The organism is Aquimarina sp. TRL1 (genome assembly GCF_013365535.1).
In the GTDB taxonomy this organism is placed as follows: Bacteria; Bacteroidota; Bacteroidia; order Flavobacteriales; family Flavobacteriaceae; genus Aquimarina; species Aquimarina hainanensis.
Genome location: NZ_CP053590.1, coordinates 5,315,417 through 5,331,565, shown reverse-complemented (window position 1 = coordinate 5,331,565; position 16,149 = coordinate 5,315,417). Strand labels below are relative to the sequence as shown.

Annotated in this window: 18 protein-coding genes; 1 reads left to right on the top strand and 17 read right to left on the bottom strand. The window is 30.9% G+C overall.

Annotated features, from left to right (window positions below; all coding sequences use genetic code 11):
* Positions 1-18: 18 nt before the first annotated feature.
* From HN014_RS21995 to HN014_RS21955, 10 genes are all read right to left on the bottom strand, one after another.
* Positions 19-885 (bottom strand): cation diffusion facilitator family transporter, encoded by an 867-nt coding sequence (locus HN014_RS21995; RefSeq protein WP_176030980.1) that lies wholly within the window; start codon positions 883-885, stop codon positions 19-21.
* A 116-nt stretch (positions 886-1,001) separates the two neighbouring features.
* The gene (locus HN014_RS21990) at positions 1,002-1,730 is read right to left on the bottom strand and encodes a hypothetical protein (RefSeq protein ID WP_176030979.1); all 729 of its coding nucleotides are present in this window, start codon (positions 1,728-1,730) and stop codon (positions 1,002-1,004) included.
* 362 nt (positions 1,731-2,092) lie between these two features.
* Positions 2,093-2,398: a hypothetical protein gene (locus tag HN014_RS21985; protein ID WP_176030978.1), complete on the bottom strand. Its 306-nt coding sequence runs from the start codon at positions 2,396-2,398 to the stop codon at positions 2,093-2,095.
* 136 nt (positions 2,399-2,534) lie between these two features.
* The gene (locus HN014_RS21980) at positions 2,535-3,026 is read right to left on the bottom strand and encodes a phosphoribosylaminoimidazolesuccinocarboxamide synthase (protein ID WP_176030977.1); all 492 of its coding nucleotides are present in this window, start codon (positions 3,024-3,026) and stop codon (positions 2,535-2,537) included.
* A gap of 286 nt (positions 3,027-3,312) precedes the next feature.
* Positions 3,313-3,600 (bottom strand): YgcG family protein, encoded by a 288-nt coding sequence (locus tag HN014_RS22695; RefSeq protein ID WP_254884061.1) that lies wholly within the window; start codon positions 3,598-3,600, stop codon positions 3,313-3,315.
* A gap of 9 nt (positions 3,601-3,609) precedes the next feature.
* A complete protein-coding gene (locus tag HN014_RS22690) occupies positions 3,610-3,855 on the bottom strand; it encodes a hypothetical protein (RefSeq protein WP_254884060.1) in 246 nt (81 codons plus the stop codon).
* Between the two features lie 213 nt (positions 3,856-4,068).
* On the bottom strand, positions 4,069-4,497 hold the full coding sequence (locus HN014_RS21970) for a hypothetical protein (protein WP_176030976.1): 429 nt from the start codon (positions 4,495-4,497) through the stop codon (positions 4,069-4,071).
* A 129-nt stretch (positions 4,498-4,626) separates the two neighbouring features.
* Positions 4,627-5,211 carry a hypothetical protein gene (locus tag HN014_RS21965; protein WP_176030975.1) on the bottom strand — a complete coding sequence of 195 codons (585 nt, stop codon included), beginning with the start codon at positions 5,209-5,211 and terminating at the stop codon, positions 4,627-4,629.
* A gap of 29 nt (positions 5,212-5,240) precedes the next feature.
* The gene (locus HN014_RS21960; RefSeq protein WP_176030974.1) at positions 5,241-6,938 is read right to left on the bottom strand and encodes a right-handed parallel beta-helix repeat-containing protein; all 1,698 of its coding nucleotides are present in this window, start codon (positions 6,936-6,938) and stop codon (positions 5,241-5,243) included.
* A 161-nt stretch (positions 6,939-7,099) separates the two neighbouring features.
* Positions 7,100-7,666 carry a nucleoside monophosphate kinase gene (locus HN014_RS21955; protein ID WP_176030973.1) on the bottom strand — a complete coding sequence of 189 codons (567 nt, stop codon included), beginning with the start codon at positions 7,664-7,666 and terminating at the stop codon, positions 7,100-7,102.
* 572 nt (positions 7,667-8,238) lie between these two features.
* Between HN014_RS21955 and HN014_RS21950 the strand changes: the two genes are divergently transcribed.
* Positions 8,239-9,645, top strand: coding sequence for a hypothetical protein (locus tag HN014_RS21950; RefSeq protein WP_176030972.1), 1,407 nt, complete (start codon positions 8,239-8,241; stop codon positions 9,643-9,645).
* A gap of 26 nt (positions 9,646-9,671) precedes the next feature.
* Here HN014_RS21950 and HN014_RS21945 read toward each other — a convergent pair whose 3' ends face one another.
* From HN014_RS21945 to HN014_RS21915, 7 genes are all read right to left on the bottom strand, one after another.
* Entirely contained in the window at positions 9,672-10,010 is a 339-nt protein-coding gene (locus tag HN014_RS21945) for a hypothetical protein (RefSeq protein WP_176030971.1), read from the bottom strand.
* Between the two features lie 40 nt (positions 10,011-10,050).
* On the bottom strand, positions 10,051-10,614 hold the full coding sequence (locus HN014_RS21940) for a hypothetical protein (protein WP_176030970.1): 564 nt from the start codon (positions 10,612-10,614) through the stop codon (positions 10,051-10,053).
* Between the two features lie 92 nt (positions 10,615-10,706).
* The gene (locus HN014_RS21935) at positions 10,707-11,747 is read right to left on the bottom strand and encodes a hypothetical protein (protein WP_176030969.1); all 1,041 of its coding nucleotides are present in this window, start codon (positions 11,745-11,747) and stop codon (positions 10,707-10,709) included.
* A gap of 41 nt (positions 11,748-11,788) precedes the next feature.
* A complete protein-coding gene (locus HN014_RS21930) occupies positions 11,789-12,445 on the bottom strand; it encodes a hypothetical protein (RefSeq protein WP_176030968.1) in 657 nt (218 codons plus the stop codon).
* 158 nt (positions 12,446-12,603) lie between these two features.
* Positions 12,604-13,053, bottom strand: a complete 450-nt coding sequence (locus HN014_RS21925; RefSeq protein WP_176030967.1) for a hypothetical protein — start codon at positions 13,051-13,053, stop codon at positions 12,604-12,606.
* 803 nt (positions 13,054-13,856) lie between these two features.
* On the bottom strand, positions 13,857-15,269 hold the full coding sequence (locus HN014_RS21920) for a S41 family peptidase (RefSeq protein ID WP_176030966.1): 1,413 nt from the start codon (positions 15,267-15,269) through the stop codon (positions 13,857-13,859).
* 219 nt (positions 15,270-15,488) lie between these two features.
* On the bottom strand, positions 15,489-16,127 hold the full coding sequence (locus HN014_RS21915) for a DUF3885 domain-containing protein (protein ID WP_176030961.1): 639 nt from the start codon (positions 16,125-16,127) through the stop codon (positions 15,489-15,491).
* Positions 16,128-16,149 lie beyond the last annotated feature (22 nt).

The window sequence follows — 16,149 nt, the reverse complement described above, 5'->3', positions numbered from 1 at the left end:
AGCTGAAAAAAGGAAACTTCAATTTGGTTCGATATGAATAAATACTTCTGTCAGATGTGGGATTTTATCGAGTAAATGATCTTTTAGTTTGTGCGCTAAATCGTGCCCTTCAACAACAGTAAGTGTTCCTTCTACTATCGCGTGAAGATCAGCATGGTACTTCATGCCTGTTTTACGTATAAAACACTTTTCTGTTCCTAGAATTCCAGGCACCTCAAGAGAAGCATTTCTGATTTCTTCTACTAAATCATCATAGAGATGTTCGTCCATGATTTCTCCCAGCGCAGGTCTGAAAATAAGATAGCTGTTGTATATGATAAAACCAGCAGCAGCCAGTGCTGCCCAATCATCAGCAGTTTCGAATCCTTTGCCAAAAATCAGCGAAATAGAAATCCCGATAAAAGCCATTATAGAAGTGATGGCATCACTTCTATGATGCCAGGCTTCTGCAATCAGAGAAGTACTGTTTATTTCTTTTCCTTTTTTGAGTACGATTCGATAAGATAGCTCTTTCCATAGAATGATAGCACTTAATACAAATAAAGTCCAGGGGGCAGGAGCCTGATGTGGAGTCTGTATGTTCTGAATGCTTTTATAAGCAATGATCGTAGCAGAGGTGACCAAAAATGCCACAATGATAAAGGTGATTAAGGGCTCGATTCTTCCATGGCCATATGGATGATTTTTATCAGCAGGTCGTTTTGCATAAGAAAAACCTAATAATACTAAAAAAGAAGCAAAAATATCTGTTGTAGATTCAATAGCATCAGCAATTAGTGCATAAGAATTTCCATAAATCCCGGCTATCCCTTTGATGATAGCAAGACAGGAGTTACTTATAATACTAAAATATGTAGTTTTTATGGCAGCTTTTTCATGGTTCATGTGCGAGGGGTAAATGCTGTTGCTGGAAAACAATATGTGAGTTTTATCAAAGACTAAAAGAATGTGTCAATGATACGATTAAGATAAGGATAAAAAATAACAAAACCGATGAATTGTCAAACAAGTGTTTTGATATATTCGAAACCATTGGTGTTCTTTATTCCGTGGGTTGGATAGCCTAAGGAAGAACTGATATCATCCCCATAAAAGAAATTAAAAAGGAGGTGATAGCTTTCTTCCTTTTTATGAGTATGGTAGAAATGTTTGATAAAGGTATCGTCGTTTTTTTCTTTGAGAGATCTGATACTGTTAGTGTGTTTGTAGACATATCGCTCTTGCTGTACATGTTCTTCTAGAGAGCGAGGTTTTCCGTTCAAGCGCCAATATAAAGTTCGATATACGTATTCGAGGGTTCTTTCTTCGATTAAACGCTTTGTGTATATTTCGCTGGACCAGAAATAAGGCGTGCAGAAATTACGCGTAACCAGGGCGTTTATGTTGAATTTACTGTCAAAGTCGGTTGTGTATCTGTTTGTCCATCCTCCCTTTTCATCATCTGCTATATTAAGTGCTACTTGTATAGGGTGTTTTGATGAGGTGTTTATAGGAGTGAGATTGCTAAGGGTGGTGGCGATTACGTCTTCTGCTCCTAATAGTTGCAGCTCTTTTATTTTTTGTAATAGATGAGGTTTTGCCATTGGGTTAAAACCTCCAATAGGAAATTTGAGCCCCCCTTTGACTCCTCCTTGAAGCATCCTAAGGTACGTTTTAAATCGTTCTATAGTAATCGGTTTTTGATATAGAGCTTCCATTGCAGATAGAACAGGTAGTACTTCGAATGTCATAAAGTAATTGTTTCGAGAGCGACTAAGCTACAAAAAAGATAGAGAACGAAACGTTGTTTTTGATAGAGGAAGGTTAGAAATGTTCGAGGTATTGGACTACCTGGTAATTTTAATATCTATATCATAAAACTAAAAAAACCTTCTTAAAAAGAGCTTAAAATTAGTTGGGTTTTGACAAATTACAGTAGGGGAGCGGTTACCGTATTACACGCAGTTATTTTTCAATTTCTTTAATGGATTTCAAAGTGTATTTGTCGTAAGCCATTAAGTCAAATACTTTTGATTGACCAGTATGTAACCATTTTTTGTAAATCAGTTTTCCATTCAGATAAACATAAAGTTCATTATCAACAGTCTTTTCTTTAAATACCATTTTCTTGAAAAGTTTTATTGAAATCTCGAACTCTTTTATTGTTATCTGAAGCTTTTCGATTTTCGTATTCTGCCCACCACATCACATCTCTCGGGTCGCCTTTTGCAGATTCCAAAAATGATTTAAAACTTTCAATTCCATTATCAGCTAAAAAAATAACACAGCGAATAATTCTATCAGAATTCAAATACTCATAATTAGTCAAATATTCGTTCAATATTTTTTTAGCAGAATCAAAATCCGAATTAAATCGAACTTTCATTTCTTTAACAATATCCTTTGGTAGTTCTTGCAATTTTGCTGCTAATTAAAAAGTGTTTATAAAAAAGCTCATAACTTCAAGGGTTCCAATATCCAGGATATAATAATAACAAACAATATAACAAGGAAACCAATATTTAACTTCAAAATTCTGTTGGCATTTCGTTATGTTATGCATTCAGTAATTTTTCTTCTACCATTATTCTTATTGCTTTTTCAGTTTCATTTTGCCCGTCATTCATTGAACCAGGTAGCATTATTAGTCTTTTCTTTAATTTAGAGTTATCATCTTCAAATAGCACTTCAAATCGAGAACGGGTTAATCCAAATATTGCTTTTTTTAATTTAACTTCTTTTATTTTATTTCTTTCTATTATTGGAGTTGTAGAATTATTCAAGCTTGTAATTATTCCATAGATCAGATATAGTCCGATAAAGCCGAAAAATATTGGTGTCACAATTTGATCATCTTGATAACTTTTAAATGCTGAATATAAAAGAAGTAAAGAAAGGCTACCATAAATTAATAATACTCTATTAATAGTATTTCCAACAGTAACTTTAGCTACATTACCAATTATTCCATCTCTCGTTAGAATAATTTTGTCAGATAAGATATGACAAAATCCAGTTTTCGTTTTAAATATCTTTTCTGTTTTCATTAACTTTTTATCGATTTACAAGGTTTATTATAAACTTTATCAGATGCTTTTTCAGCTTGTTCTCTAATTAATTTTGAACTGCCTTTTATTTTATAAACGATAACTATCCAATTTCAATTTTTAAGCGAACTTTGTAATTGGGTTTCTTCTTTTTTTGTTTACGATTATATCTTTCGTTTGCAAGGTGACTTAAAAGCCTTTTTCTTTGAGTTAAATATCCTTTTGGCTTTTTAAAATTAATGTTTAGTGTAAAATGTATTTTTACACCTTGTTGTACACTGTATTTTTATTTCCATTTTTCTATTAATTCAACTACTCCATTTTTAATACCTGCATAGAATTTTCCATTTTTAAATTCGGGTACTATGGTTTGGTTTATTACGTTTTTACAGATTTTGTCTGTCAAAATCTGTTTGGTTCCAGTTCCAGTTGCAATTCCGATTTTTCTACACGGATTGCACACGACAATTGTCATTCCATTATTTTTTTCTGCTTCACCAACTCCCCAATAATTACTTAAATCAATAGCAAATTTTTGTATATCCGAATAAGGTGAAATACTATCAATTGTCACAACTACTATTTATCGAGTTGTTTCAATGTTATAGTCATAAATCAAATCCGATAGTTCTTTCCTTTCAGAAGGACTGAAAATACTATTATAATCGTTTACTATTTGACCTTTAAGTTTAGTTTCTCTGAACTTTTCAATTGTCGAGAAATCGAATTCGGGAATAGGTTTTTTTGTTTTAGTTTCTTGCGCTGAACCTTTGCAAGAGAGCAAATTTAAAGCCAGAAAAAGGATTAATATTTTAGTTCCGATTTTCATTTTTTTGATTCTGTACAACGGTTAGTATATGGCAAGTAAGGCAGTAGAAAGCGATGACCTTTCAAGTTTGCACAGAGCCGAATTTTTGTATTTTGTTTTTAATTTATCTATTCTTAAAAGCCAAATCAACGATTTGGCGTTGTTGGTAAATAGCATTGAAATTTCGTAAACCACCGAATGCCCTATTTGCTATATACATTTAGCTTTTCGTTTTCATTTTTTTTCTGTCAAATCAATAAATTCAAGTATTTCAAGAGCATTATTTATCACAAAACTTTGTTTAGCGGATTTAGGATTCCAACCATTAGCTAAATAATAGTCAATCAATTTTATAATGACCATTGGTCTATTTAGATTTATCGTCCTACAATCAAAATTCTCTCCTTGAATTGTCGTTTTTCCTGTATTTGAGAACCAAATAACTCCCGAATCAGGATAACCAACGATCCATTTATCTTTTTCATTATTATGATTTATCAATACATTATCTTCCTCTCGAAAATGTAATTTAATAGGTGAGTTTTTAAATTTCTCTAGATAAATAACAATCAGTTCGGCACATTTTGATAATTTATATTCATCAAGATGGTAATGAGCTCTTTTCCAAAGATAAGTCTCCTTTTTGTGAATAATCTTCCTCATCTTTATTTTATTTATCCACTTCATTTTAATGAAAGCTAACGTTCTGTGTATGGCGTGTTGCGGAATTTTCCGAAGGAAACATTCCTATGAGTCACTAAGGTAGCAAATTTGCAATATACACTTTGTTACCTATAGTATTTTTAATTTTTTCGCTAATTCATTTCTCCAACTGTCAATCTCATTATATTTCTCATTGTATTCCTCCACTGGAATATCCAATAGTTTGTACAAAGCCTCTGATTTGTCAAATCCTAATTTTTCTCCTACAGTTTTAAATTTCACTATATCCAGTCCATTTTCAATATCGTCATTAAAATATTGAAACATAATATCTAAAAGAAGTAAATTCCAGTTAGTTCCGTAATCGGTATATATTTCGTCATTCTCTAGTTCGAAATGAAAGATTTTTTGAATAGTTTCATTGTATCCAAATACTCGAAAAGATTCTCCTTCATCATATATTGGAATTATATTTAACCCACTCAATATTTTGTAATTTGTAATTGTTGGAAAATAAAAATATGCACCATCGACTTTTTCAACACGAAATTTTAATTCAGAAATTTTTCCAATGTTTTCAATAAACGATTTTGGGGCGCCAAACTCTAATAGTTTAGATTCTCTTTTGTCTATTGGAATTAGTTTGTTCATATTGTAGGTAATGTTTGATGTATGAGGTATAATGTCCTGTTGGGAGATTATAACTTCATTCATCTGTGTTATAACCGTTTTTTTACAATCTATTACTCTATTTTTATAGATTGAATTAATCTTGTAGATACTATAAAATTATTTTTAACAAAGTTCCAATCGTCACCATCGCCGACATATATACCATAATTTCCTTCGACTTTATTATGAGTGATTGATATTGTATTATTTGATATTACATTTTGAATGTTGTATTTGTCATTAGTTAAAGGGTTGTCGTCCTGAACTTTAGCTATATATATCCCACAATAGTTTCTATCGTCGTTAATTTCCGGATTTTCCCCCGAACGTTTTATAAATCTATGGCGATTAAAGTTCATTATAGTGTTTGATTGAATTGAGGAGTTTTTAGACCTTTCTACAAAAATTCCGTGATAACGTTTATTCATAATTTGGTTGTTATTTATTGTTGCAAAATGGGCGTAACTAATGTGTATTCCGTGACCACTTGGAAATGCAACTTGACCAGTACTGTCAGAAGCTTTTGAGGGATATAGTTTGTTTGGGTTCCAAGTAAATGCTCCATCAATTAAATTATCATTAATTGCTCCAAAAAGACCACCAAAAGCTTTGATAGCAGTATCCGTCGATTTTAGAATAGAATTTCCTTCTATTTTTGTTCTATCGATACTTCCTTCAAAAAAAGTTTTACAATCATCTACATAATTATTGGTAATATGATTATAATAACCGATAACAGTATATGATTCAGGGGTATATGATGTTTGGAAAGCATAACCTTTGGGTCTTATTTTTATACAAGTAGAACCAATTAGAGAACTATCATTAGACTCACTACCCATTGAATGAAATCTGTTTCTATCTATTATATGTCCTCTTGTTTGTGGTTTATGATCATTGTGATCAAATTGAGCTTCTTTAATATAAATTCCAATATAACTAGCTCCAAAAAAACTATCAGTAATTTTTAGATTAGCGCCTTCTCCGTAAATACAATATTTAAAATGAGTAAATCTGCAGTTTGTAACTGAAGCATCTATGTCCTTTGTGTTATTAGACCTAATAAAATTGAGAGCCTTTCCTGTGGCATTAATTCCTTTTACAGTTTTGTTTTTTTTTGTAAAATTTAAATCTGAAAACACAATTCCATATGTAGTTATATTAAAAACACTTGAAATATTATCGTCGATAACGACTAAATCATTAGCAATAACATTACCGGCAGAATATGTCCCTTTTCCTTTTATTTTTATTGATGGAGTATCAATATTAATTTCAGTATTGATTAAATATTCATTTCCATTGAATATTATTTCTCCTCCTCCAATTAATGAATTAAAGGCTTTTTGAATTGGAATGTTATCTTGTTGATTATTCCCTAACGAATTTTGATAAGAGCATTCACCAAACCATTCAGGATAAACCACTTGATTAAATATTTTTATTTTATGATTTAATTCGTTTGTCTCAATAATTTGGGTAAGTAATGCTTTGATACTTCCTTTAATATCTAACGAAACTCCATTGCTTACTATTAACTTATTTCCTGTATAAAAGTTAAGTGTAATTCCAGGAGGAATATTCGTATTTTGTTGAATTAATATATTTCCTTTTATGGTTATTGTCCCAAATCCATTATTTGAATTATTTAGGTTGTTTATAGCATTTTGAAGATCTACTTGAGTTCCACCTAAAAGGACAAATTCAGTTTGAGAAGAACATAAAAAAGGAATGCATACAATCAATAATCCTAATAGTATCTTTTTCATAATATTTTTGAAGTTATTTTTAATTGGTTATAACGTTTACTATAAGTGGCGTAGTAGGGTAAAATGTTACCTCTGTGTTGAGTTTTTCTGCGCATTGATTGCTAACTTTCACTTTCTACAAGCATTGCACCTTGCCAAAAATACAATAGCTATTCGATTGGTCACTTAATAGTGTTATGTACTGATTTTATTTTAGTTTTGATTTCGTCCGAATCCCAGTTTATTGGATAATCAAGATGAATTTTTGAAATAATCTTCGAGTTTTTAAGTAGTTCTGCGATTTCTATATTCCATTTAAGAGCTTCCTGGAATTTAGTTTTCATTTTTTTCTCAACATTTTTATAATTCCGTTCTGAAATAAGTTCTTCTTTATTTTTTAACTCCAAAACCCATAATCTATTAATTTTGAAATCATATTCGCATAGTATTTTTCTTAAAGAGTCTAATTGTTCTTTTGTTCTGGGGTACCCCGTAATTAAAATTCCATTTGTAATTCCCTCAATATTTTCTCTAATTAATTCGGTAATCAAGTCGGTTGAAACTAATTTTCCGCCTTGTAGACATTTATGAATCTTAATAGCTAATTCAGATTCCGCTTCATTCCTCAATTTATTTCTAAATAAGTCTTTTATGGAAACTTTTGTCAAATCAAATATCTTGGTCAAGATGTTTTCAAACGGTTCTTGAGAAAAAAAAGTACTTACTGTTATTAGTTGACATTGTTTCATTTTAATTGAGCCTAACGTTATAAGTCTGTGTAGAAGCAGGGTAAAATGTTACCTTTGTCATTACTTTTTGAAAAATAAATTTCTGTACCTGAGGACGAAAAACTTGAAGCATATTCTATTGCTTCAGTAGATATATTATTTTCTTCAAAAACTAATTTTTTAAATGGTATTGACGTCTTTTTACAACTACTATGAAGTAAGAATAGAATACCCAAAACAATTGTTGAAAATACATTAATTGTAACTCCTAACGCTTTCATTTTATCTTATGATTTGATATTCTACATTGTTTTATATAAGTGTAATAGCAGAATTAAAACACTTACTATTTCTAGCAACTACTAAACTTTGATAAAAATACAGGATTTGAGTTGAAGCACTAAATAGCTATTATGTTTTGTTATGTTCTTTTTCTCTTAGTGATATATGATGATATATTTTTTCAAAAAATATTATAGACATTTGAAATGTAGTCAAAAGCAATATTCGATAGAGTAACTACTATCATCTTTTGATTATATAGGCGGAATCCGAAAAGCCTATTGTATCGTTATAAATTTAAAGTAAATATTATGTCTGTACTAATCACTAATCCTGAAATTGCAGAGATGACTAATTTCTCGTCTGAAAAAATGAATGCTAATGAAAGTAGTTATGTAATGAATGGCTGGGATTTAATTGCAGCCACCAAACAAAAGGTAATCAATAAACAGTTATTAAAGCTTCCAGAGATTACTGTTAATTCACCATTTGAAATAAAAGTTTTTGGGACGTCTATAAATTGTAAGGTTGATGTAGAACTTGGTGCACCCCAAATTGCTCCTGCTGAGAGATCGGGTTCCAAAGTTGATGTTACTTTTCCTATAAGAGGAGAAATAGTTATGGGCGATACTGAAATTGAATTACCTGATAATCAAATATTTATTGTAACTACCGATTTAACAGAAATCGAGGCAATGCTCCAGGATAAAAAGGAAGAAGACATGACTAAGTTTGATCTTATATTAAATATGACAAAAGGCTTTCTCGTAGATATTAAAGTTGAAGGATTAAATGCTGCAGAACTAGTTAGCTTAACAGAGCTTTTAGCTAAGATTATTAAGGAAAAGATCGGTGACGATGGTAAGGAGTTTGAAATTGCATCATTTTACTTAGCAAATGATAAAGTGAAAATATTAGCTCCTTTGATTCCGCATCTGGCTGATTTTACTTTTATCCGAAATGACGACAACATAGAGGAAAGTAATTTCCTGATCCTCATGTTAACAACTTCTACGAAGAAAGGGAATATCTATTTTAATGAGCTAATTCTACCAGATGATCAAGATAGTATGACCATGCTATCCAATAATATATTTATAAATGATATCGTTCGCCCAGGAGTAGTGGAGGGAATTAAAGGAGAAGCGAAGGACAAGGACAAGGTAAATGATCAGATTAAAACCAGATGTATAGATGATCGTATTGGTAACGAAATGTATCAGGTTTATAATGATGGTAAAATTAAATTGGAAAAAGACCATAATCCTTGGATTAATACGTTTGAATTGGATGTTAATTCAGAAAAAGAAAGTTTATACACTTATATAGATGTGAAGGCAGATGTTACATTTATGGATATCCATATTGATACTTGGGTAAAGAGTTGGTCGAAGCTTACAGTCGACGAAAATCAGATGATTGATATTAAAGAAATAAATACTGATTCAGGACATAAAACTCAGATGGAATGGTGGAAGTGGACGATTGTTAGTCTTGTTGCGTTGATTACTGCATTTATCGGTAGCATATTCGGTATGATTTTGCTGATAGCTGTTGGTATAATGAATGCATTCGCCTCTAATAATAATCCGGATTTAGGTGATAACCTTCAAGATATGGCAAAAGATCTCGTACAATGGCCAAATCAGAAATATATTCGAATTGAAGAAATCATAACCCCTGGTAACATTGTATTTTTTATGAAAGTTGATTTTTAATTTAGGATATACCTAATAAGTGACTATTATTTTATCCCTATCCAAGAATTAAAACTGGTGGTATTGTTTTGATTTGTTTTTAATATTTGGGCTTTAATATGAATGGCAACAGTATTTGTATCATGATCATACCCTTCATCTGCACCTATTTCCCAGTAGTGGAATTTCTCTAGGACAGAGTCATTCAAAAAATAATCTATTAAATGTTTTGAGGTATATAATATGTCTAAATATGAATGATCCGAATTCCAATAATAGTAGCACAAAGAAATTTCATTAATCTGCTCTAATATAGAGGTTAATTCATGTTCATCATTCTGAAAATTAACTGGAAACAATCTTACGTATCTGGAGGTATAATTCATTGTTTTCTATAATAGTTAACGGTTTTATGTACCTTGTTGTCTACAGTTTTTTACTTGTTAATTCACTCGAAATTATTTCGTTTTCATTTTCCTTAATGTGTTTTACTATCCCGACACCTAACGCAATGTATATTGTTGTTTTATAATTTTCCATTTCATTATTAACTTCAGTAATAGGACTTATTATATATTGACAACAAGTATATGTTTTGTTATTAATTTTCAGGTCTATATACTTAGAGAATAAGGTGATTTTACTAGTTGCTATCTCGGACATACTAAAACTATCTCCCATGTCATAGAACTCGGTAATTTCAGTATATTCAAAAGGAGTGTTTTCAATTGTATTTGGGTGTTTTAAAAATAAAGATCTAGTTATAAAAACTTTTTTTTCAAAATTAGAACGCCTCAAACCTTTCTCGGTGTTACGGACAAAATACTCCTCATCAAAAATATTAATTATATACATCTTATTTTCATCTTCCCATGAATCGATGACTTTATTTGTTACTATTCGTTCCTTAGTTTTAAATGTTTTTTTATTATAAATAGTCTGTTTGTAAATCCATTCATTACCGATTTTTAAAGGAATTAAATCTTTCAACTTACTTTTATTTAGGATTGATTCAAATTGTAGGGAACGTTTAGTATAAAATACGTTTTTAATGCATTTTTACACCTTGTTGGTGGTAGTTTTTATTCTTTTTTGGGTTTAGGAATGCTAATAGAGGGAAGTTCTTCCCCCATTTCTTTAGCTACTTGGTAATGGGACCAGTTCTCAATTTCCTGCTCCCCATAAATAATCATTCTTACTGCCGTATCCTTCACGTCCATATCACCTACATACATTCTCTCATGTTCAGGAATATTCTCATAAGCTTCTTTTAATTCTTCCTTTAATCTTACTGTGGGATTACCCATATATTTTTGATATATCTCTCGACATAATTCAATGGTTGAAGGTTCTCCATTTAACACCCGAATTGTGTCTTTTACTTCTAGTAGTTTTTCTGATATTTTCGCTGAATACCGTTCTTCTTTAATTTTGAAAAAGCCTAATCCAAAGATATTTACTTGAGTGCTAATAGGTAATTCTGTCAGTATCTTTTCTTCTAAGATCATTTGTTCAAATTGAGTCAATGATATCTCAAAGGGCTCCTCAAATCGATTAACCCATATTGATTCTTGGTCATAAACATCGAATCTCACTAAATGATATTCACCTTTCTCGTCCTTAAAGAAAAGGTTAATTCCCGTACCTTTTATTTTTTCAGGAAATGGGTCGTTTGGGGTTCTTTTCTTTTCCTTATAGATTTTTCCTTTTCCGCTTTCACCAATTGTTACTCCATTAACTTTTTTCTCCGAATAGCTGTAAATGTTGTCCAGTTTCGGATTTAGGTGTTTAACAATTGACCAAACGTAATCAATAAATGAATCTTTGTTGTAATTCCATGAACCATCACTTACAGTCCAACTTCCAAGACTATGAATTGAGATTTCTTCACCATTAGGAATATTAACAGCAACCCAACCTCTTTTGACGTCTTTTTTGAAATGCTCGAAATCTTCAAAATTCCAGCATTCAACCCGACCGTCTTCATATACTTCTAAGTCCACAAAAAAATGCGTTCCATTTCTGATAATTCCTGGAATTGAAACTCCTTCAATTACTTTAGTTCGATATGTGCTTGGGAGATTAAAGTCCACTTTATTTTTTCTAAATAGATTTAATTTCATTTATATTCAATTGCCACCAACGTTTAATGTAAAATGCATTTTTACATAGTGTTGTATTTTTGTTGTTTTTTTTGTTCAATTATCTGATTAATGTTCGATTTACATAATTCAATCAATTTTGACTGATCAAGTTTTTCATGGGCTTGCTTGCTGAATGCAACAATGTTGTAACTGTCAATCTTAATGTCTTGTGGAATTTTGAAGCCTTTTTTAATTTGTTTAAAAGTATCTGATTTTGAGAATTCAGAGTTTCTTGATTCAATCACTTCGATTGAGTTTTGTGCTACTATTAATTTCTTTTCCAGTTCTTTATAACCCCCATCAATTCTCCATGGGTCTAGGGAGCTTTTTTCAAGTTTAGACAATTCATCTTTCAAAAAGTTAAGTATCTGATTCATTCTTATTTTTGTCTCATTAATAATCTCAGACTCGTTAGTTAAATCACTAAACCCAAAATCAAAATCACGAGATTGATTTTTTGTATACCAATCATCAAATTCCTTATCACTACTGAATAAAATTTCGTTTTGGTTCACAGAATCTAAGATTTTTATTGGTCGACCTTTCTTGCAAACATTTGAGCTAAACCCAATGAGGTTTGATTGATGACTAGCCCAGAAGACCCGCTTATCAGTAAAATACTCTTCACCAAATAGTGAATAGTGTGATTTGTCTTTAAAAATTGCCTTATATCTCATTGATTTAGATTGATGAATTACAACGGTAACGCATAAGAATAGTAGCGGGTTTTTATGCTATAGCTTTTCCGTTTGTTACTGCTGTTTGTTCTATAAATTCATTTTCGTTTTAGCGATTAAACCGCAATTATTTTTATGCATTGTTGTGCTTTGTGTTTTTATTTTACCACGCCATCGTAATTGTCAAGTTTCCACCCTTTTTCAGGTCTTATTTTTCTCCAATCCCAATATTTGTCATAAAGTTCATCGTGAAGAAAATCTAGGTTTTCTGCTAATTCATCCGTTTTGTCAACAAAACAAATTTCAGTCCATTTTCCAAAACTCTCATCAGGTTCTGAAGTTCCGTCAATTATATTAAATAAATCGAACAAAACTCCAGCAGAGTTGTCAGCCAAAATTTTTCTTAATGCACTTTTTAAATTCGGGTCATTTTTTAATTTTTCTAAAGAGTTATATTCTTCTTGGGTAAAACCACAATTTGGCGGATATGTTACAAAATCCATATCACTTCCTTTATTTAGCTGATCAGAAATGAATTCAGCATTTTCCTCAATTTTTTGATTAGCGGATAATAAAAAAGTTTTGATGTTATATTCAGATAGTTTCATTTTTCAGCATTAAGCATAACGTTTACTATAAGTGGCGTAGTAGGGTAAAATGTTACCTTGCTATTGACATTTTCTGCGCTGATTTTATAATTTTCTTGCCATAAAATCTTTGCACAATAGCAACTATACACGAGCCTTCAAATCAACCCAAAAACCTGCTATGATATATACTTGATGCTAGAGTGCGTGTTTTTTTACGTTTCACTTTTCGTTTGGATTCGATTAAACTTCCATAAATATTTTTCAATTTCACATTCCTCTTGCGTTCCGTTTTTCACATTTCCTCCGCTTTCTGATTATCAATTTCGAGTTGCGTTCTGCTTTTTGTTTAAATAAAGTAATAATATTATGATCAAAACTGGTACAATCACACAAATCACAACTGATGCTTGTACATAATTCAATCCAATATGTTCAAACCAGTTTAAAAAATCTACAGATAGATCAAATAATTTATCTGAGAAAATTTCGAAATCTGGTATAATTAAAAATAATATTAGAACTAAAACCAGAAAGCTAATAATTAGGTGTTTTTTCTTGAGAATTTTACTGATCAAGAAAACAAAAAACGTTGGAATTACTATAAAATAGACAATGATATTTACTTCACGATATGTCAGTCCTGTAAGTTCTGAAATCCATTTTAGAAGTCTGTAAATTAAGTCAAAAATTTCATTCATTATTCAAAATGTACTCTAACGGTCTAGTGTATGAAAAGTAGCGGATTTCTACTCATTTACCTTTCGGTTTTGCACTGCTCTTTTTTATATTTACTTACTTTCATTTTATCACTTAAACCGCTATTACTTATAGACCGTGTTATGCCACGTTATTATTTTGTCAATTCCAATATCTTTAAACTCGTTTCCCTTATAAAAACTGTTGTAAAAACTGGTTCTGTCTTTTGGGTAATCAGTTTCATAGTTGGGCGGCACTCCTGTAATTTCATAAATGTTTCCTTTTGGGTCGCTATAAACTTCATTAGATAAGCTAAACTCCCAGCCATTCGGTAAGTTTTTCCATAAAATTTCAGAAAAAATTCCATTTGTTGAAGAACCAAAACGTTTTATTTCAGGGTAAGCCATTGTACCAAGAGCAAAAATTTCGGCAGCACTTGCTGTATTGTGACTTGTTAATACTGTCACTTTTCCTTGATAAACGTTCTTCGCTGGGTTTAAAATATATTCTTGCTCATTTGTGTAATTATTCCCATTTTTTGCCTTAATTGATAGAATGTGTTTTTGTTCTTTAATGAAATGACTCAATAGTTTTAATGCGACAGTTTCATAGCCACCACCGTTAAATCGTAAATCAATAATTATGGAATTAGTTTCTGCCAAATCTGACAGAATTTTGTTCATAGCAAAATCAACTCCTTTAAGCTCATCATCTAATTGAGTAATGCCAGATTTAGTTTCCAGAACTTTTTCATATTCTTGTTTAAACTCTTGTGCTGTTAAATCTTGATTTGGAATGTAATTAGAGAAATTGTTCATATCCGTAATCACAATGTAACCTATATTTTCTTTTTTCAGAATTCCCCATTGTATAAGGTCATTATTATAACTCTTGAAACCGTTCAAATAAGTAGTTACAATATCGTTTATTACTTCCTTTTTTGTTTTTCGGTTTTCATTCTTTTTGCTAATGACATTTTTTACTCTCAATGAATCTGGTACATCTAATCTGATGTGTCCATCATTAAAGCTGTTTAAAATATCTGCGAAAAGATTATACAATTCCTTATCGGACTGAATGTTTTTTAAGTTCTCTTGATATTCTATTTTTACGCTATTCCAATCGATATTACGTTGTTCGAAAAACGCATAATGTTTATCAAAAGTATTCCATAAAATGTTGAAATTTAGTTCAGGGGAATGATCTTTTTTTATGTTGTGATTTACACAATATTCAGGAAGTTTATCCGACCTTGTGAAACCATAATCAACAATACCACCTGGATTTAAAATAAGCTTGTCATTTTTGAAATCTACGATTCTAAATCTATCGGTTAATTTACCATTTGAAATTAATGGTAAACAAGAATTTTCAGTTGTATTAAAATATGTGTAAGTGGAATCTTTGATTGTTATAATTCTACCATAACCTTCTTGAATCCAAACTCCACTAATACTTTTATTAGGCATTGGTCTTTGGCAAGAAGCTAGAATTAAGATAAGAAAAATTGATGATTTTAATTGAGCTTTAATATTCATTGATTAATGTTTCAATAAGGACATCAAGTTTTTTAATTTGTTACAGTCCTAATGTGGTATAACGGTTTCGTGTATGAGTAGTAGCGTGTAAAAAGACACTAACTTTTCGGATTAACACCAAGCCGAACGTTTATTTTTGTTTTTATCTTTTATTAAAAGCCAAATTAACGATTTGGCGAATATTATTTTAGCAATTTACATTCTTAAATAACGTGAGCCCTATTTGCTATATACAGTGTTAGAGATAGTTTTTTTAAATTTTTCATCTATTTCTTCTCTGTCATATTCCAATATCCAATCATTGAAGTTTTTGTATAATTCCTTTAGGCTTAGTAATTCTTTTGCGCCAACATCCATTCCTCTGTCATCATAGATATTAATAATTGTATTTGAGCCTTTGATTATAAAAAATAACTCTCCTTCAATTCGCGGTGATTGGCTAGGGAAGTCAACATTTATTATGGCCGGAATAAGTTCAAGTATTAGTGAGTCATTTGCTTTCACTTTTTTTATTATTCTTCTCCATTCAAGTTTTTCACCATCATCTTCGATGTATGGATAAACAGCCATAGATCCTTGAACTGAATTGAAAGTCTTTAATAGTAATGGGGATGGGGTTATTTCATTCCCATCTGTACATTCTTGATAGATGATGTATACATCTTCAGTGTTTTTGAGGGCAAAAGAAGTAATCGCTGTTGCTCTTCTGATAGCTTCAACAAAATACTTTGTATTTGATGTGGGGATATCTTCAGGGCCTAGTTCAAAGCGTATAGAATTAGTTAGCCTAAATACAGGTTTGGATATTGAGAACTTTGGAAAATTTTCTAATATGTATTTGTCAAGTTCCTCTTTCATTTTTTAATTATCTCTAACGTTT